Source organism: Halorutilus salinus (genome assembly GCF_026242195.1).
GTDB classification, from domain to species: domain Archaea; phylum Halobacteriota; class Halobacteria; order Halobacteriales; family Halorutilaceae; genus Halorutilus; species Halorutilus salinus.
Genome location: NZ_RKLV01000002.1, coordinates 229,761 through 247,163 on the forward strand (window position 1 = coordinate 229,761; position 17,403 = coordinate 247,163).

A 17,403-nucleotide genomic window follows, 5' to 3' on the forward strand; every position below is an offset into this window, starting at 1 on the left:
AGGCGGGAGGTTCGGATCTTCTAATTCAGAACCGCTCCAACCCCGTCGCAACGCTCATCACGTACTCACCCGTCGCAACCATCGGTAGTCTACGCGTCCGCCAGACGACACCGTTCACCGAAGAGTCGACCGTCTCCTTCGTCTCGCCGAAGACGTCGGTGACCTCGAAGAGAGCGTCCCCCTTGCCGACCTCGTCGTACAGATCGGCGTGTCTTTCAACCAGACCACCGCTGTCGGCGTGGAAGACTTCGAACTCCTTTGCGCGGAGCTGTTCGTCCGGCGTCGTGGGTTCGCCTTCGAGGAATCCGTACCCCTTGAGGACGTTGAAGACACCGCGTACACCCGTCTCTACTGACCCTCTGTCCCATCCGACGGCACCGCCGAGTTCGGGGTCGACGAGAGGGACGCCGTCTTCGGGTGCGGCGCGCGCCAACTGCCCCTTGGGACCCTTCTTGTCGAGGACGTACTCCGTCCCGAAGGTACGTGCGAGTTCGAGGCATTCGTCGTGGAGACGGTGACCACGTCCGCAACGGACGCGTACCTCGTCTATCATACGGCTTGTCGAACCCTGATGGAGATCCAGACCGAGGTCGGCGCGCTCTGCACCGTTCTCGTAGACGAGGTTGGCGAGACGTTCGCTACTCGAACCGTCGGCGTCACCCGGAAACGCACGGTTGAGCTTGGTGCTATCGACGGGGTTCTTGTGCTCCGCCATCTGAAAGCCGTGGTAGTTTAGGACGCCGACGACGAGTATCTGTCCCGTGAGTTCGTCGGCGTCGAGACGCCGGGTTACCTCGCGCACGACACCGACGCCGTTTAGCTCGTCGCCGTCGCTTCCCGCCTGTACGTAGAGCGTTTCGCCTTCCTCAGCACCGTTTACGACCGCAACCGGAAGACCGAAGCCGGAGCCGTCGCGCGTCTCTCCGGCGGTTAGTATCCCCGTGTCGATCTCACCCGGTGCGGCTCGCGCAGACCCGAACTCAGCCATCTACACGGATATGTCGGGCATGTAACATTACTTTCCCGGTTCGAAGCACGTTTATGTCTTGGGCGCAACTGATCTGTAAATGTCATCCGACGACCTTTCCGACGCCTCAGTAACGGTCGTCGGCGGCGGATTCGGCGGTCTATCGTCGGCTTGTTACCTCGCCGACGCCGGCGCTGACGTTACTATACTCGAAAAGAACGAGCAGATGGGCGGACGTGCAAGCACGCTTGAAGTCGAGGGCTTCCGTTTCGACATGGGTCCTTCGTGGTACCTGATGCCCGACGTATTCGAACGTTTCTTCGGGAGCTTCGACCGCGAACCCTCGGACTACTACGAACTCGAACACCTCGATCCGCATTACAAGGTGTTCTTCAAGGATGGCGACGAGGTCGAGATACCTAAGGAGCCTGCGCTCGCGGCGGATGTCTTCGAGGAGTACGAGGAGAACGGGGCTGAGAAGCTTCGTGGGTACCTCGACTCGTCGGAGAGAAACTACGAACTCGCTATGAACAACTTCATCTACGAGGATCGGTCACGTCTACGTAACTGGATCGATCCGTCCGTCCTCCGTGCTATCCCTCTCGGCTTACAGCTACTCGGCTCGATGGAGGGGTACGTCCACAACCGTTTCGAGAACGACAAGCTAAGACAGATCCTACAGTACACGCTCGTCTTCCTCGGCGGTTCGCCCAAGAACACGCCCGCCCTGTACAACCTGATGTCGCACGTCGACTTCAACCTCGGTGTCTACTACCCCGAGGGCGGTATGACGGGTGTCGCCGACTCCATCGCAGAGATGGCACGCGAACTCGGTGTCGAGATACGGACTGATGTCGAGGTCACGGGCGTCCGTAACTCCGGACGCGTTCTAAGGACGACCGACGGCGAGTACCGCGCCGACGCGACCGTCTGTGACGCCGACTACGCGCATTTCGAACTCGACGTTCTTGAGAACCACCAACGGACACACGGTGAGGAGTACTGGGAGTCACGTACGTACGCACCCTCTGCGTTCCTCGTCTACTGGGGCGTTGAGGGCGACGTTGACGAACTCGAACACCATACGCTCGTCCTACCTACCGACTGGGATCAGCATTTCCACAACATATTCGAGAACCCGGGTTGGCCCATGGATCCCGCGTACTACCTCTGTGTCGCCTCCGAGTCGGACGACGGCATCGCACCCGACGGATTCTCAAACCTGTTTACGCTCGTCCCTATCGCGTCGGGGCTTGAGGACAACGAAAAGATACGTGAGAGGTACAAGAACAAGATTCTCGACGACATGGCGGAGAACACGGGCGTCGACATACGTGACCGTATCGTCGTCGAGGAGGTGTTCACCGTTGACGACTTCGCCTCGCGTTACAACAGCTACGAGGGTACGGCGCTCGGTCTTGCTCATACGCTGACACAGACAGCCTTTATGCGTCCGTCGCACCGCTCGTCGAAGGTCGAACGTCTGTACTACACGGGTTCATACACCGACCCCGGTATAGGCGTGCCCATGTGTCTCGTTAGCGGTGAACACACCGCGAACACCGTCAAGGATGAGCTTTAGGGCGCGCGACCGTCTCGTCTACCTGTTCAAGCTTTCACGCCCGCGGTTCTGGTTCTACCTCGCAGGACCCGTTCTCGTCGGTCTCGTCTACGCCGCGGGAACGCCTCAGGAGCTTCTGTCACCGTTCAACTTCGCACTCTTCCTCTACTTCCTCGTACCCGCGAACCTGTTTCTGTACGGCGTCAACGACTACTTCGACGCCGACATAGACGAACAGAACCCTAAGAAGGAAGGGAAGGAGGTACGTTACACCGACGACAGGGTTGTCGCGGCGGTCGTCGTCGCGTCGGGCGTCGCCGGACTCGCGTTCGTTCCGTTTCTGTCCCCCACAGCCCTCGTCGCACTCGGCGTCTTCTACCTCCTCGCCGTCGAGTACAGCGCACCGCCCGCACGTTTCAAGACGACGCCTTTCGCCGACTCGTTCTCGAACGGTCTCTACATCGTACCCGGCGTAGTCGGCTTCGTCGCCCTCGCGCCCGCCGAGGCGCTCCCGCCCCTCGCAGTCGTCGGCGCGTGGCTCTGGGCTATGGGTATGCATACGTTCTCGGCGGTTCCCGATATCGAACCCGACCGTACCGCCGGGGTTGAGACGACGGCGACCTACCTCGGCAAGGGGCGCACACTCGTCTACTGCGCCGTCGTATGGGGTGCGAGCGCCGCCGTATTCGCCACCGTCTCATTACCGTTCGCCGCCCTTCTCCTTGTCTACCCCGCCCTTGCACTCGGTGTCGCGTACGCTGAGACGGACGTCGACCGCGCGTACTGGTACTTCCCTCTTCTAAACACAGGTGTCGGCGCTGTCGTCACACTCACACGTCTCTGGGAGCTGGTGTACTGATGAGCTACGGCGGTACGGCGGTTCGTGACCGTCTGCCGTCCGACCGCGACGAGTTCGAGAACGCCTTCGACTCCGCCGTCCGTGACAACCGTTTCGTTATAGCCGTCCTTTTCCCCGCGGTCGGAGCCTTTACCCTCGTCGCCAGCGCCGAGGGCGTCCTGCCCGACCCGGTCAGCTTCAACCCGTGGCTACTCCTTTTGGGCGTCGTCGTCATGCGTTCGCCCCTCATCGCTGGCGTCCTTCCGACCGTCGGTAGACGCGCGGCTTACGGCGTCTCCGCTCTCGTCGTCTACACGTACGCCGTCGAGGTGGTCGGCGTCTCAACCGGCTTCCCTTACGGCGAGTTCGCCTACGGCGTCTCCCTCGGACCCACCTACGCGGGTGTACCTCTCGCTCTTCCTGTGTTCTACATACCTCTCGTCGTCAACGCCTACCTTCTCTGTCTTCTCCTTCTCGGCGGACGCGCGTCGTCACTCCTCGTACGCGTCGGTGTGGTCGCCGTGACGGTCGTCGGTATGGACGTCGTTCTTGACCCCGGAGCGGTCGCGCTCGGCTTCTGGTCGTTCGAGGAAGCTTTCTCCTACGGCGTCCCCCTTTCGAACTACGCGGGATGGACGCTATCCGCCGTCGTCTCAGTCGTCCTTCTCGACATCTCCTTCGACCGCGATGCCCTTCTCTCACGTCTCGAAGGCTGTGACTTCATGCTCGACGACATGGTGAGCTTCGTCATACTCTGGGGCGGCGTAAACCTCTGGTTCGGAAACCTCCTACCCGCCCTCGTCGCTGTCGTCTTCGGTGTAGGACTCTTCCGTACCGACCGTTTCGACTCACGTCTTCTCGACCCGTTGAGTTAGTCGCCCTCAGCCTCGTCGCCTACCGCGAAAGGTATACGTTCCCTCAGACGTCCGACGCGCGACGACCCCGTTCCGGATTCGATCGCGCTCACCCTCTCGAAGACCGACTCCGGATCCTTGTCGCGTACCCACGCGAGACGTGTACGTCCGTAAGCCCTAAGCTTACGTACGGTACCGAGCGAAGGCTCCGACGAAAGCACGTCGTAGTTACGCCCACGTATCAGACTGTGGTGCTCGGCGTACATCACGGAGGCGAGCAGTACGGGGAAACGGCAGTCGTCGGGCAGAAGACGTATCCCTTCGACACCCTCCCTGTACAGCTCCTCCGTACGTTCCAGTTCCTCGCGGACGGCACCGCGGAAGCCCTCTGTGGCTTCGAGAGAGATGATATCCTCCTCCGTCACCCCGTTTCTTTCGACGGTTTCGAGAGGGAGGTAGATACGACCTCTTTTCTGTGCGTCCTCGCGTACGTCGCGTATGAAGTTGGTCATCTGGAAAGCCTCACCGAGCTTTTCGGCGTAGGGCTTCGTAGCCTCGTAGTCGTCGACACCCATTATACAGGTCATCATGTTGCCAACAGCGGCGGCGCTCCCGCGCATGTAACCTCGTAGCTCGTCAAAGTCTCTGTAACGCGACTTCGTGAGATCGGTCTGCATGGCGTCGATAAACTCGTCCACCTCGCGTTCGGGTATACCGTGCTCGTCGCGCACAGACGCGAACGCCTCTATCACGGGTTCGTCCGTTTCGCGCTGACCGAGCGCCGCCTCGCGTACTGATTCGAGTTCCCTGTGTTTCTCGTCGACACCGGTGTCATCGTTGTAGTCGTCAACGACCTCATCACAGATACGGAAGAAGCCGTAAAGAACGTGCGTCCGGTGCCTCACGCGTTGAGGCAGAAAACGCGTTGCAAAGAAGAACGTCCTACCGGTTCTTTTCTGTATGGCGCGGCTCAGCTTTACGCTCTCGTCGTCTACCATCAGAAAGAATCCTCCGGTGCTGGCATACTAAATACAACGTCCGACAGCCGTTTAGTTCTTTCGTGGTTCGTTGCTCACTCCGCGGATTTAACCTTCCATGTCGTCGCGCTCGCGTAGCTCCATTTCTCTATCGACAGCGTGTCGCATCTCTCGGACAGACGGAGCATGTTCGTACCTATCTCGCGCGACGACATATCGAGGTCGTCCGACATGAACTTGCTCTTGAAGTAGCACTTGCCGTCCTCAACACGGTTCTCAAGGTACTCGACTATCTCCGACTGCTTTTCGTTCATGCCGTCGGTACGTTGAGCCGTGGATGCTGTGGACATTCTGTCTCAACCTCTCTACCTCACCCTATGTACCTGTACTAATTAAACACCCCTCAACGTTGGAATTTATTTCCGTTTATTCACCCGTTCCGGCTGGTTCAGCCGGTTTGAAGAAGCAACGAGACTGTTTTACACAGTTTAAAAAGGTCTTTCGTATCTTTTTCTCCTATCCGACGCTCTTCACCAACCGCGCGAGGCGCGCGTAGAATCCGTCGTTGTATTTGTCGGCGTCGTCGACCGTCGGGCGCGCGTTCACTTCGTTCACCAGAGGCGTGTCGGCGTATAGAACGTCGACGCCGCAGAAGTCGACACCGAGCGCGCGCGCCGCCTCCTCAGCCACAGAGGCGACGGAGTCGGGTGGTTCGACGCCGTGTGGCTCCGCTCCCGCATGGACGTTCTTCTTCCAGCCGTCGGCGCGGCGCTCGACAGCGCCTGCGTAGTCGCCGTCGACGACCATGATGCGGTAGTCGCGCGCGCCCTCAATATACTCCTGTACGACGAACGTACGGTCGCGCACGAGCGAGGACTCGTGGACGACGCCGAAAAGATCCGCGACGCCGGTTGCGGAGTCGGCGTCGCGTACGAGGGTTGCGCCGCGTCCCGACGAAGCCGAGTTTGGCTTGACGACCGCGGGCGTGCCAACGCCGTCGAACGCTGTGCGCACCTCCTCGTCACCCACAGGGCTGGAGAGGAGGCGTGTTTCGGGCACGGCGACGCCGGCGTCTTCGAGCAGAACGACCGTCCGCGCTTTGTTACTCGTCGTCAGCACGTCGCGCGCGCCGACGATCCAGTCGATGTCACCGAGGGCGTCGACGACGCCGCCTTCGACGAGACGCGACGGGAAGACGAGACCCGTGTCGGCGTCCACCTCCTCGTCGAGGCTGTACGCGCGCCCCGTCGTCTCGAACGTCGTACAGTCGACGCCGTGGGGTCGCAAGCCGTCCTTGATACGCCGGTTCGACGCCTCTCCGTGGGTCAGCAGAAGCTTCACAGACGCGGTTGTCGCCGTAGCGTTATTAGACCTGCGAGCGTCCCCGCAAGCTTAATACGCGGGGGCGAACCAACCCCAAACGATGGGAGAGATAGAGATAGACTTACCCGAGCGTCTCGAGATGCAGATAGCTCAGCTGATAGAGGAGGAGGAGTACATCGACAGGCAGGAAGCCGTCGAGGATCTGATATCCATCGGTATCAGGACGCTGAGGACGAGCGGACGCCGCGACGAGGAGGAGGAGTTCGACGAGTTTGAGGACACGATGGGGGGAGACGACGAGTACGCGTTCTAAACCACCTTCTCCGACGCCCTCTCGACATCCTCCAGAACCTCTTCGGGCGCGTACACACCGAACCGCCAGCCTTCTTCGTGTAGCTCCATCAGAGTCCTTACGAGCGGTGATACGTCTTCGAGCCTGCGTTTCTCGCCGTCGACGACGACGCTCGCCTCCGTCTCAGCCATACGCGGGGGCGTAGAGAGATCGACGATGACCTCGTGCGGCTCCACCCCCGCGTCGTCGGCTATCTCGTCTTCGAGAGCGCGCGGGTTTGCGTCGAGCGCCGTATCGCGCACCTCGTCGCGCGGCTTCCAGACGGCGCGTTTGTACAGACGGCGCTCCGCGAGACGTTCGCCAGTCTCCGCCGTCGCGTCGTTCTGGCGCAGAGCGACGACGAGTTCGTGGTCGTCCATACGCCGTACGCGCCCCGCGTCGACGCCGCCCTCTATGAGGCGTTCCGTACCGCGTTTTAACATAGCCTTAGAGATACGCGCCACGTGGTGGTTGTAGACGGTCGGATGCATCAAGGCGCGCGCGAGTAGGAGCGCCTCCGCCGTCTGTATGTTACCCTCCCCAAGGACGAGTTCGTCACCGACGTAGCCGAGTTCGAGGACGAGCCTGCGGCTGTCGATAGTGCCGTAAGGAACTCCCGTGTGGTATGCGTCACGTACGAGGTAGTCCATACGGTCGACGTCGAGTTCGCCCGAAACAAGCTGTCCGTAACGTCCCTCCCCACGGACGAGAGCCGCTACGCTGTCGGGCGAGATACCGCGCTCCTCCAGAACCCGCGCGACCTCGCCGTCTATGATATCCTCGACCTCGTCGTGCCTCTTACCTACCTCATCCTCCACCACCCCTTCGACGTTGTGCGAGAAAGGCGTGTGACCGACGTCGTGGAGCAACGCCGCGGCGCGCACCTCGTCGCGTTCGACGCCCGAAACGCCGAGGTTGTCGAGCGCCTGTACGGCGAGATGGTAGACGCCGAGCGAATGCTCGAAACGCGTATGATTCGCCGACGGATAGACGAGGTAAGCCGTGCCTAACTGGCGTATATGGCGCAGACGTTGCATCTCAGGCGTGTCGAGAAGGTCAAGCGCGAAGCCGTCGACACGTATATGATCGTGAACCGCGTCCTTGATCGTCTTGGTCGTCATACCTACCCTTCGTCGCCGTCGTACAAGAATATGTCCTCGGCGTAACAGCCGAAGAACCCCGCGAGTTCAAAGCCGAGTTCGAGCGAAGGGTCGTAACGCCCGCGCTCGACCGAGTTTATGGTCTGGCGCGTAACCCCGACGCGTTCGGCGAGTTCGCGCTGGCTAAGACCCCGCTCCTCGCGCATCTCACGCAGACGGTTTTTCATATGTACTTGTAGTAGGTGTAGAAGACACCCCACGTCAGAACGAAGGCGCTCCACGCCATGAAGAACAGCTCTACTATAGGACCCATCTCGTAGACGCCCGCGAACTCAGCCGCGAGCAGTGAGACGAAGACGACGAAACCGCCGCCGCCGTACAGGCTAAACACCGCCGCGCTCGCCTTCTTCGTAAGGTCGTCGTAACGTTCGTCGTAGACCGTGACGGAGCTACGCCGGAGTGCGAAGTCGGCGATAAGCCCGATGACGAACAGACCGACGAAGCCGATGAAGCCGGCGCGGGCGTGGTCTACCCCCATGCCTACGAGGAAGACGACCGCGGCGCTCAGGTAGATAGCGCCAAGCAGACGTCCGTACGTTTCGCCGCTGTACCTCTCTATGAATCCGTCTGTCTCTGTCATACGTAAAGTCTCCTTTACGCGTAAAGCTTGTTTTACGTTATGTATTAACCTTTTGGTATTTGGCGATGCGTCTTCCTGATGAGGACGGAATCCGTAAGAAACCTCAGTACTCCTGAAGCACGTCGTACCGCTGGTCGCGGAGCGCGGCGGGGCGCCCTGCGTCCTCGATGGCGCGTACGATCTCATCCTCCGTCATACGGAAGTCAGCGCCCGCCTCTGCGACGACGTTCTCCTCCATCATCGTGCTACCCATGTCGTTTGCGCCGTAGGCGAGAGCCATCTGACCCACCTTCGCGCCCTGTGTCACCCAAGACGACTGGAAGTTTTCGAAGTTGTCGAGCATGATCCGCGCGACTGCGAGCGTACGGAGGTAGTCGGTCGCGCTCGGTCCTTTGGGACCCGTCTTGCGCGCGAGCGGCGTGTCACCGGGCTGGAAGTCCCAGCAGATGAAAGCCATGAATCCACCCGTCTCGTCCTGTAGGTCGCGTAGACGTAGGAGGTGGTCGATACGTTCGTCCCACGTCTCGACCGTACCGTACATCATCGTCGCCGTCGTCGAAAGACCGAGGTCGTGTGCGGCGCGCATAACGCCGAGCCACTCGGTCTTGGTGACCTTGTACGGCGAGATCTCGTCACGGACGCGGTCGGCGAGTATCTCGCCGCCTCCGCCGGGGATCGAGTCAAGACCCGCGTCGCGTAGACGGCGCAAGACCTCACGGTACGAGAGGTTCTCCTTACGCGCGAGGTCGTTTATCTCCTCAGGCGAGAAGGCGTGCATATGTATATCGAAACGCTCCTTTACGTCGCTCAGCATCTCCTCGAACCATTCGAGATCGAGGTCGGGGTGGACGCCGCCCTGCATCAGTATCTGGACGCCGCCCGCGTCGACCGTCTCCTGTATCTTCTCGTAGAGTTCGTCGCGTGACAGGACGTAACCCTCGTCGTGCCCCGGCTTACGGTAGAAGGCGCAGAACGAGCAGTATGTGTCGCAGACGTTGGTGTAGTTGACGTTGCGATCCTTGATGAACGTCACCGTATCGCCCGCTCGTCGCGCGCGGAGTTCGTCGGCGACCTCGCCGAGACGTGTCAGAGGTGCGTTCTGTAACGCGACGCCGTCCTCGCGTGTGAGGCGTTCGCCGTTCAGCGCCCTTTCGAGGACATCCTCGTAGCCGCGTTCCGCCGACGTGCGGGTTGCTGTCTTGCTCATTTTTTCACCGTTATTTCGGGAACCGTCTCTATCTCGTCTATACGTTCCGCCTTCTCATAATACTTGGTAAGTCCGCGTATATGCGACGGAGTGAGGTCGTGGTCGAGCATACCGAGGTAGCTTCGTGCGTAGCCGGGATCGAGGCTCATCCGTTCTGCGAGGTCGGAGGCTATCGTGTCGATAGCCTCGTAGCCGACGCGTTTCGACTCTTGTAACGCCTCAGCGACGCCGAGCGCCTCGGAGCGCGGTACGTCGTTCCGGACAGCCCAGACGGCGTAGACCATACGTTCGTCGGTGTGTTCGCGCCACTCGCGCCCAAGGTCGTAGACGTGTGCGTCGGTTTCGTCGTCACGCTCTGCAAGAAGCGCGTGGTCGCCTATTACGAGTCCCGCGTCCGCCTCTGCGAGCATCGCCTCTGCGTCGGGTTCGCGTACGATGTACTCGGGTGAGACGCCGTACCTCTCGTCGAGCAGAATCTTGAGAAGGACGACGCTCGTCGCGCTCGTTGAGGCGAGCGCCACCGTCGCGCCGTCGAGTTCCTCCGCCGGTACGGACGAAAAAAGGGAGACGCTACCGACCTCGGCGCGCGATGAGACCGACAGGTCAGGGAGAAGGTAGTAGTCGTCGGAACGGCGCGCGTACTCGATGCTCGAAACCGGCGCTATATCTATCTCGCCGCGCGCTAACATCTCGTTTAGAGCCGCGGGGAAGCCCTCGACGAGACGTATGTCGGCTTCGACCTCGCCCGTCTCTATACCGTGGTAGACGGGGTCGGAGTTCACGAAGTCTATACGTCCGACACGCGTCGGCTCAGACACCGTAACCACCCGCCTCTGCGCGGTCGACAGGCACGAAGCCAGCCTCGCGCGCCGCGAGTTCGGGGTCGAAACCGTCGTCCTCCTCTACGAAGCCGAGGTCGTTAGCCCCGTACGTAAGCGATGTCTGGGCGAGCTTATCGCCGACACCGTCGCGTCCGACACGTACCCCCAGAACGTCGAGGAAAAGACGCGTCACCGCGACCGTCTTCAGATCGGTGAAAGCTGTCGTCCGTCCGTCGGGTACGAGCGTAACACAGCGTACGTCCGTCTGCGCCGAAAGCTCCCTGACATCACCCAGACGTTTGGCGAAGCCATCGGCTCCGTCTCCGTAGACGACCGCAACGTCGACGGGTTCGGGAACGTCACGGTACGCGTCGAAGCCGTCCTTGGTGTTACCCACGAAGAGATCGACGGCGGATCCCGGTACCTCGTCACGTTTGGAGAGACGCACCTCGTCGTAGCCGTCCTGTGTCACGTCCTCAGGAGGGGTGAGGCTTCCGTAGTAGACACGGTCGTCCGTCATGCGTCGTGTCTTCTCACGCGCTTCCTTACCGAGACGGTTGACACCGTCCGTCTCAAGTAGTTTAGCCACGTCTTCCCGCGCAGACACGGCTTCTGTGTCCGTGTTTCTCATCGTATACAGTACGTCGGCTATCCGTAAATACGCTTCCAATGACGAATAAAAAACGCGGACGACCGGGTCGTCTCCGTCGGGACAGGGGGGCTACCCGACGAGCCTCCTCCACCCCGCGACCCCACGGGCGACAGATGTCGACGGGTGGGATGCTCGCTTCCGCGCCTGACCCGGTGCCCGCCGTCAAGACGTGGCGTACACCCCTCCGGGTGTCGACACGTCACCTCTGCCCTCGTGGGACGAGGCTTCTACGTCGGCTCCTCGGACCCTCCCGCCGTCAGGAGCCTTCCCGGCTTTCTCGCCCCCGCTGAAGACGGTTTGCGGTGGAGGTGACGCCTAACCACCCGGGCTAGTCCGCTTTGTGGCGTAGCGCGGGCGGACGCAAAAACGTTGTGGAACATAAGACGGTGAAACGGAAGACGGATACGTCGCGGAGGAGCATGAACCGTTATGCAGGCTCCTGTCACCCTGCTCACCGACTTCGACGACTTCTACGTCGCATCGATGCGCGGCGTCGTCGCGTCGCACGGCGTCCCTGTCATCGACATCTACCACGAGGTACCGCCGCAGGACGTCCGCGCTGGCGCGTTCATACTCCGCAACGTCGCGCCGTACTTCCCCGAAGGAACCGTCCACTGCGTCGTTGTCGACCCCGGTGTTGGTACCGACCGCCGTTCGGTCGTCGCCGAGGCTGGCGACCAGTACCTCGTCGGTCCCGACAACGGAGTTCTGGTACCCGCGGCGCGCGAACTCGCGGGCGATGACGCGCGTTTCTACGACGCGCCGTACGACGAACCAGAGTCGCATACGTTCCACGGACGCGACGTATTCGCACCGCAGGCTGTACGTGTCGCCGTGGACGGGGTCGGCGCTGTCGCCGGCGAACGCGTCGAACCGACCCGACTTGACCTCGGCACACCGACTTTCGAAGGAGGCGAGGCGCGCGCAACCGTCGTCTACGTCGACCGTTTCGGGAACGCGGTTACGAACCTGAGCGGCGACGCCGTTCTCGCGCGTACCGACTACGGCGGTGAGGTCGTCATCGACGGAAGACGCCTACCTTTCGAACGTACGTACGCCGACGTCGGACGCGGTGAACCCCTCGCTCTCGTCGGTAGCCACGGAAACCTTGAGGTAGCCGCGCGCGAGGCGAGCGGTGCCGACGTACTCGGTCTATCTTCGGGCGACGATCTGACCGTCCGTCCGGAGACGAAAGAGGGATAAGACGGACGCGATAACCACCCGTATGATAGTAGCAGGCTCGGAGTCGCAGGTTCTCGCGGCGCGCGTCGCGCGCGAGACGGGACGCAAACTCGTACGTGTCGAGCACGAAAGCTTCCCCGACGGCGAACGTCTCGTCCGCGTCCCCGGCGTCGAAGACAAGGAGGTCGCGGTCGTTGCGAGTACGCCTACGGATGAGGCGTACGTCGAACTCCTCCAGATACTCGATGCCGTCCGCGGTGCGTCACGTACCGACCTCGTTATACCTTACATGGGCTACTCACGTCAGGACGACGAGTTCGAAGATGGTGAGGCGGTTTCGGCGCGTGCTCTCGGCTCCGCGCTCCCGCACGTCGACTCGGTCACGACCGTCAACCTCCACGAGACGGACGTACTCGAAGACTGGTTCGACGCCCCTGAAAGACGTGACCTCGACGCCGCACCCGCTCTCGCCGACGCGTTTACCGAAGAACTCGAAGAGCCTCTGGTCGTAGCGCCCGACGGCGGCGCGCGCAAACTCGCACAGAGCCTCGCCGAACGCGTGGGCGGCGACGCCGACCATCTCGTAAAGAAACGTCTCTCAGGCGACGAGGTACGTATCGAGACGCAGGAGGTCGACGCCCAAGGACGCGACGCCGTCCTCGTCGACGACATAGTGGCTACGGGCGGGACGATGACCGAGGCGGTCGAGGTTCTACGCGGGAATGGCGCGCGCTCCGTCCGTGTCGCGTGTGTCCATCCCGTCTTCGCGCGTAACGCAGTCCTGCGTCTCTACTCGGCGGGCGTCGAACGCGTCGTGGCGACGGACACGCTCGGCACGGCGTTGAGCGAGGCGTCCGTCGCGCCGGTTCTCGCGCGCCATCTCTGAACCGTCGGAGGTATGACGCCGCAAGCCGACGTACGTCTATGATAGAGGTCGAGGTCAAGGTACGTGCATCGCTTGACGAGGCTGAGGAAAGTCTCACCCAACTTGACGCCCAAGAGGTTGGGGAAAAGAGACAGGTCGATACGTACTTCTCCGCTCCACACCGTGACTTCGCTCAAACCGACGAGGCTCTGCGCGTACGGCGCGAGAACGGCGACGCGTACGTGACGTACAAGGGAGCCAAACGCGGCGACGGTACAAAGACAAGGCAGGAGCACGAAACCTCCGTCGGCGACGCCCAAACCGCGCGCGCCGTACTCGAATCACTCGGCTTCGAGGAGTTCGGAACCGTCGAGAAGGATCGGCGTCTCTACGTCCTCGACGGCACGACGGTTACGCTCGACGAGGTCGACGGTCTCGGCGAGTTCGTCGAGGTCGAACTGGAGCGCGAGGAAGGCGACGACAACGACGAGGCGCGCGAGGCGGTCTTCGGTACGCTCGAACGTCTCGATCTCGACCCTCAGGACTCCGTAACCGAGTCGTATCTCGAACTCCTGTACGCGTGACGTTACGGCTAAGTGGACGCGCGAGGATGTGGTAGTATGCCGCGCGCCGTGGAGAGCAAAGACGACGGTTCGGTCATACATAACCGAGGCGGTACACGGAGGGGGAAGGGCGACGTAGCCGTACGGCTCGGCGACTGTTCCGCGTATGACGGCTCCCACACGGCGAAAACGGCTGAGAACGACACGGCTCCGTACAGGTACTGTAACGACGACGGCGACGGCGAGCGCCGACAGCCTTCACCGGATCGAACCGAATGATAGCACGCGTCGGCTTTAGATGGATCGCGGTCGCGTGTCTCGTACCTGCTGTCGCATCGTTTTACTCCCCCACAGCCTTCTCGGTCGCCGTCGCTTTACCTATACTCGTAGCCGTCTTCTTCCGTGACCCCGACCGCGAACCCGACGGATCCGGTGTCGTCTCACCCGCCGACGGAAAGGTGTCGGTCGTGCGCGAGGAGGACGGAAGGCTACGCGTCGGCGTCTTCATGAACCTCCACGACGTTCACGTCAACCGCGCACCCGTCGGAGGCACCGTCTCTTCGACCGTCCACCACGACGGAGCGCACCGCCCGGCTTTCTCTAAGGACAGCGACCGTAACGAGCGTCTGGAGACGACCATCGGCGGCTTCGGCGTGGTACAGATCGCGGGCGCTTTCGCACGTCGTATCACGACGTACGTCGAAGAAGGGGAAGCCGTCGAAAGGGGTGAACGTCTCGGTGTCATAGCCTTCGGTTCGCGCGCGGATGTTGTCTTCCCCGCGTCGTACACGCGAGACGACCTCCGCGTCGAGGAAGGCGACCGCGTCCGCGCGGGCGAGACGGTTCTCGCTAACGACGGATGAGCGGTAAGCTTTTGACCGCGAATACCGTAACCTCCCCCGATGGAAGCCATAACACTACTGCTCTGGACGGCGATAGCCCTGTTCCTTCTCGGAGCCGTCTACGAGGATCGCGCATACGTCCTCTCCGCCGCGGGCTGGGTGTTCTTCGGCGCGTTCTGGTTCGTCCGTATACCTATCTACCTCGGAACCAACAGCTGGATAAAGGTTATACTCGCCGTCGTCGCACTTCCGCTATCCGTATACGTCGGCTACCGTCTGGTTAACGAGGAACGCGACACGGTTCTCAAGCTGAGCCAAGCCGTCGCCGCCATGGGGATCATCTACCTACCGTTCGGTCTCATAGGCGCTCTCAACACCGCCCTTATCGAACACACGGCGGCGCAGACGAACCGTATAATGTCGGTTCTCGGCGTCAACGCACAGCTCATAACCGGCGACGGTGTACGTAACATCTTCGCCGTCACCAACCCCGCGACAGGGGAGGAGTACAGGACGCATATCATACTCGCGTGTACGGGTATCGGTAGCATGGCTATCTTTGCGGGGCTAATCTCCGTGATACGCGCACCGTTCCGTAGGAAGACGATGGCGTTCGCCGTCTCCGTACCCGTCATATACGCCCTCAACCTCGGACGTAACGTGTTCATAGCGACGGCGTACGGATACCAGTGGTTCCCGTACGGCGAGGGTTTCATCGCGTCCGTCACGGGTAAGTTCGACGCGTACGCGAGCTTCTTCTGGGCTGACAAGGTTATATCCCAGGGCTTGAGTGTAATCGTCCTCGTCGGTATACTGCTCGCTGTCATCCGTTTCCTCCCCGAACTCACACATCTTCTTGACGAGGTGCTTGAACTCCTCGGCATCAAGAATAAGACTGCATGATCGAGGGTGACGAGGGGTCAGAGACACCCGCGGGTGGGTTCGAAGACCTAAGCTTCGGCGCGGGTGCGGTCTACGTTCCTGAGGAGGACGTCGCCTCCGTCAGCGATCTGCACGTCGGTCTTGCCGATGCCGCGAGACGTGACGGGACTGCGTTACCCTTCGACGAGGAGACGGCGCTTGAAGAAGCCGTACGCGACGTACTGACCCGTTCCGAGCCTTCGACACTTGTTTTCGACGGCGACGTACAGCACTCGTTCGGGGGTATCGGTGACGCGGGCGACACCGTCCGGCGTCTGGAGCGCGTTACTGAGACGTACGGAGCCGAACCCGTCTTCGTTGAAGGCAACCACGACACCGATCTTGACGCCGTTGTTGAGACGGAGGCTTGGCACGAGGAAGGCGACGTCGTCTTCGTCCACGGCGACACGGTTCCCGCGAACCTTCCCGACGCGTCCCTGTACGTCGTCGGACACGACCATCCGACGGTCGAGATAGAGGGTCAGAAGCAGTCCTGTTTCCTGCACGGACCTTACGAGGACGCGGCGGTAGTCATGACTCCCGCGCTCAACCCTCTGTGTGAGGGCGTCGTAGTCAACGAGATGCGCGCATACGACTTCATGTCACCGTTCGTACGCGACTTCGACCGTTTCCGTGTCGCGGTCGAAACCCGAGACGAGGCTCTGCGTTTCCCGCCGATCGACGACTTCCGGCGTATGCTTTGACCCCCTCCTCCGCCTGAAGTTGGAGGAATCCGCGAAGCGGATATTAAGGTTGGGCGTTTCCTAACGGTCAAGTTCCCTTTCGGGAGCCGTGTCGTAGGTTCCCGCCTAATTATTATCGAAGGCGTGGTTTACAGCTCGTATAGCACGGTCAAACGTGCCTATCTCCCCAGTCATGGTGGGCGTGTCTTCGCAAGGTCAAAGACCTTGCTCAACGGCAGGTTGTTCAGCCTGCGAGTTTCCGCTTACGTCAACCTAATGTTACGGCGGTTTCAATACGCATTAGGAAAATAAATTCTTTGTGTTGAATATCCAGACAGACTACGGAGTGCGATAGGTTGACCTTTCGACGCATTCATTCTGACCCTAAAGGGTCAGGCATTCTGCTGTACTACGTGTAATCAGTTGAACTTATCCGTAGCCGTCGCCAAGACGGCGTAAAGGTGAGAGTTTTGGACACAGAGGAGAAACACGACGGCGGTGACGACGAACCGGCGGAACCGGAGAAGCTCCGTAACCGTCTCGAAGAGCGCCAAGAACGTATCGACGAACTCGAAGGCGAACTCGCCGAGCGACAAGGGCGCGTCGACGAACTCGAATCACGCGTCAAACGCGTTCAGGCGGACTTTCAGAACTACAAGAAACGCGCCGAGGAGCGCAGGGAGGAGGTTCGTGAGCGCGCCACCGAAGACCTCGTCGAACGTCTGCTCGGCGTCCGTGACGACATCGACAGGGCGCTCGAAGCCGACGAGGAGACGGACGCCGACGGTGAGGATCTGCGTGAGGGCGTTGAAATCATACGTGACGAACTCGACGACGTTCTCCGCGACGAAGGCGTCGAACGTGTCGAGACCGATGAGTTCGACCCTGAGAAACACGAGGCTATGATGCGCGTCGACTCCGAGGAACACGAGGAAGGAGAGGTGGTGGACGTTTACGAACAGGGCTACGTCATGGCTGGGCGCGTCCTACGTCCCGCGAAGGTAACCGTTGCCGACGGAGACGAGGGCGAAGACGAGTAAAAACAAGCTTTTAGCCATCGGACTGACAACCCTCGT

General features: G+C 61.0%; 22 protein-coding genes and 1 other RNA gene. 12 read left to right on the forward strand and 11 right to left on the reverse strand.

The features are described from left to right. Positions 1 to 25: 25 nt before the first annotated feature. Entirely contained in the window at positions 26 to 988 is a 963-nt protein-coding gene (locus tag EGH25_RS02995) for a succinylglutamate desuccinylase/aspartoacylase family protein (protein ID WP_266086086.1), read from the reverse strand. A gap of 79 nt (positions 989 to 1,067) precedes the next feature. Between EGH25_RS02995 and EGH25_RS03000 the strand changes: the two genes are divergently transcribed. The 3 genes from EGH25_RS03000 to cruF are packed head-to-tail and all read left to right on the forward strand — an operon-like array spanning position 1,068 to position 4,241. Further along, positions 1,068 to 2,549, forward strand: a complete 1,482-nt coding sequence (locus tag EGH25_RS03000; protein WP_266086088.1) for a phytoene desaturase family protein — start codon at positions 1,068 to 1,070, stop codon at positions 2,547 to 2,549. After that, positions 2,539 to 3,387, forward strand: coding sequence for a prenyltransferase (locus tag EGH25_RS03005; protein ID WP_266086089.1), 849 nt, complete (start codon positions 2,539 to 2,541; stop codon positions 3,385 to 3,387). Before EGH25_RS03000 ends, EGH25_RS03005 begins: the two co-directional genes overlap by 11 nt. Beyond that, the gene (gene cruF, locus EGH25_RS03010) at positions 3,387 to 4,241 is read left to right on the forward strand and encodes a bisanhydrobacterioruberin hydratase (protein WP_266086091.1); all 855 of its coding nucleotides are present in this window, start codon (positions 3,387 to 3,389) and stop codon (positions 4,239 to 4,241) included. Before EGH25_RS03005 ends, cruF begins: the two co-directional genes overlap by 1 nt. On the opposite strand, the gene EGH25_RS03015 is transcribed toward cruF, so the two are convergent. From EGH25_RS03015 to EGH25_RS03025, 3 genes are all read right to left on the reverse strand, one after another. Further along, positions 4,238 to 5,218, reverse strand: a complete 981-nt coding sequence (locus EGH25_RS03015; protein WP_266086092.1) for a phytoene/squalene synthase family protein — start codon at positions 5,216 to 5,218, stop codon at positions 4,238 to 4,240. The genes cruF and EGH25_RS03015 overlap by 4 nt on opposite strands. A 74-nt stretch (positions 5,219 to 5,292) precedes the next feature. After that, positions 5,293 to 5,547 (reverse strand): DUF7123 family protein, encoded by a 255-nt coding sequence (locus tag EGH25_RS03020; protein ID WP_266086094.1) that lies wholly within the window; start codon positions 5,545 to 5,547, stop codon positions 5,293 to 5,295. Positions 5,548 to 5,713: 166 nt separating this feature from the next. Then, entirely contained in the window at positions 5,714 to 6,538 is an 825-nt protein-coding gene (locus EGH25_RS03025; protein ID WP_266086095.1) for an ATP-grasp domain-containing protein, read from the reverse strand. A gap of 82 nt (positions 6,539 to 6,620) precedes the next feature. On the opposite strand from EGH25_RS03025, the gene EGH25_RS03030 reads away from it, so the two are divergent. Beyond that, positions 6,621 to 6,833, forward strand: coding sequence for a DUF7120 family protein (locus EGH25_RS03030; protein ID WP_266086096.1), 213 nt, complete (start codon positions 6,621 to 6,623; stop codon positions 6,831 to 6,833). Here the strand turns inward: EGH25_RS03030 and EGH25_RS03035 are convergent. The 7 genes from EGH25_RS03035 to ffs form a co-directional block, all read right to left on the reverse strand. Beyond that, entirely contained in the window at positions 6,830 to 7,972 is a 1,143-nt protein-coding gene (locus tag EGH25_RS03035) for an HD domain-containing protein (RefSeq protein WP_266086098.1), read from the reverse strand. The two genes, EGH25_RS03030 and EGH25_RS03035, sit on opposite strands and share 4 nt — an antisense overlap. Positions 7,973 to 7,974: 2 nt before the next feature. After that, positions 7,975 to 8,178 carry a helix-turn-helix transcriptional regulator gene (locus tag EGH25_RS03040; protein ID WP_266086099.1) on the reverse strand — a complete coding sequence of 68 codons (204 nt, stop codon included), beginning with the start codon at positions 8,176 to 8,178 and terminating at the stop codon, positions 7,975 to 7,977. Further along, positions 8,175 to 8,591: a DUF2178 domain-containing protein gene (locus tag EGH25_RS03045; protein WP_266086101.1), complete on the reverse strand. Its 417-nt coding sequence runs from the start codon at positions 8,589 to 8,591 to the stop codon at positions 8,175 to 8,177. The genes EGH25_RS03040 and EGH25_RS03045 overlap by 4 nt, the downstream gene beginning before the upstream one ends. Positions 8,592 to 8,694: 103 nt before the next feature. Beyond that, positions 8,695 to 9,798 (reverse strand): cyclic dehypoxanthinyl futalosine synthase, encoded by a 1,104-nt coding sequence (gene mqnC / locus EGH25_RS03050; protein WP_266086102.1) that lies wholly within the window; start codon positions 9,796 to 9,798, stop codon positions 8,695 to 8,697. Continuing rightward, a complete protein-coding gene (locus EGH25_RS03055) occupies positions 9,795 to 10,616 on the reverse strand; it encodes a menaquinone biosynthetic enzyme MqnA/MqnD family protein (protein WP_266086104.1) in 822 nt (273 codons plus the stop codon). Before EGH25_RS03055 ends, mqnC begins: the two co-directional genes overlap by 4 nt. Then, positions 10,609 to 11,250, reverse strand: coding sequence for a hypothetical protein (locus tag EGH25_RS03060; protein WP_266086106.1), 642 nt, complete (start codon positions 11,248 to 11,250; stop codon positions 10,609 to 10,611). Before EGH25_RS03060 ends, EGH25_RS03055 begins: the two co-directional genes overlap by 8 nt. 52 nt (positions 11,251 to 11,302) lie before the next feature. Next, an RNA gene (gene ffs / locus EGH25_RS03065) (signal recognition particle sRNA) lies at positions 11,303 to 11,610 on the reverse strand. Between the two features lie 90 nt (positions 11,611 to 11,700). Here ffs and EGH25_RS03070 point away from each other — a divergent pair. From EGH25_RS03070 to EGH25_RS03105, 8 genes are all read left to right on the forward strand, one after another. Beyond that, entirely contained in the window at positions 11,701 to 12,474 is a 774-nt protein-coding gene (locus EGH25_RS03070; protein ID WP_266086108.1) for an SAM hydrolase/SAM-dependent halogenase family protein, read from the forward strand. Between the two features lie 22 nt (positions 12,475 to 12,496). Then, positions 12,497 to 13,339 carry a ribose-phosphate diphosphokinase gene (locus tag EGH25_RS03075; RefSeq protein ID WP_266086110.1) on the forward strand — a complete coding sequence of 281 codons (843 nt, stop codon included), beginning with the start codon at positions 12,497 to 12,499 and terminating at the stop codon, positions 13,337 to 13,339. 38 nt (positions 13,340 to 13,377) lie between these two features. Then, a complete protein-coding gene (gene cyaB / locus EGH25_RS03080) occupies positions 13,378 to 13,902 on the forward strand; it encodes a class IV adenylate cyclase (RefSeq protein ID WP_266086112.1) in 525 nt (174 codons plus the stop codon). Positions 13,903 to 13,938: 36 nt separating this feature from the next. After that, positions 13,939 to 14,160: a hypothetical protein gene (locus tag EGH25_RS03085; RefSeq protein ID WP_266086114.1), complete on the forward strand. Its 222-nt coding sequence runs from the start codon at positions 13,939 to 13,941 to the stop codon at positions 14,158 to 14,160. After that, a complete protein-coding gene (locus EGH25_RS03090) occupies positions 14,157 to 14,744 on the forward strand; it encodes a protein sorting system archaetidylserine decarboxylase (RefSeq protein WP_266086116.1) in 588 nt (195 codons plus the stop codon). The genes EGH25_RS03085 and EGH25_RS03090 overlap by 4 nt, the downstream gene beginning before the upstream one ends. A 39-nt stretch (positions 14,745 to 14,783) precedes the next feature. Beyond that, a complete protein-coding gene (gene artA / locus EGH25_RS03095) occupies positions 14,784 to 15,626 on the forward strand; it encodes an archaeosortase A (RefSeq protein WP_266086118.1) in 843 nt (280 codons plus the stop codon). Further along, positions 15,623 to 16,348, forward strand: a complete 726-nt coding sequence (locus tag EGH25_RS03100) for a metallophosphoesterase family protein (RefSeq protein WP_266086119.1) — start codon at positions 15,623 to 15,625, stop codon at positions 16,346 to 16,348. The genes artA and EGH25_RS03100 overlap by 4 nt, the downstream gene beginning before the upstream one ends. Positions 16,349 to 16,788: 440 nt before the next feature. After that, on the forward strand, positions 16,789 to 17,367 hold the full coding sequence (locus EGH25_RS03105) for a nucleotide exchange factor GrpE (protein ID WP_266086121.1): 579 nt from the start codon (positions 16,789 to 16,791) through the stop codon (positions 17,365 to 17,367). Positions 17,368 to 17,403 lie beyond the last annotated feature (36 nt).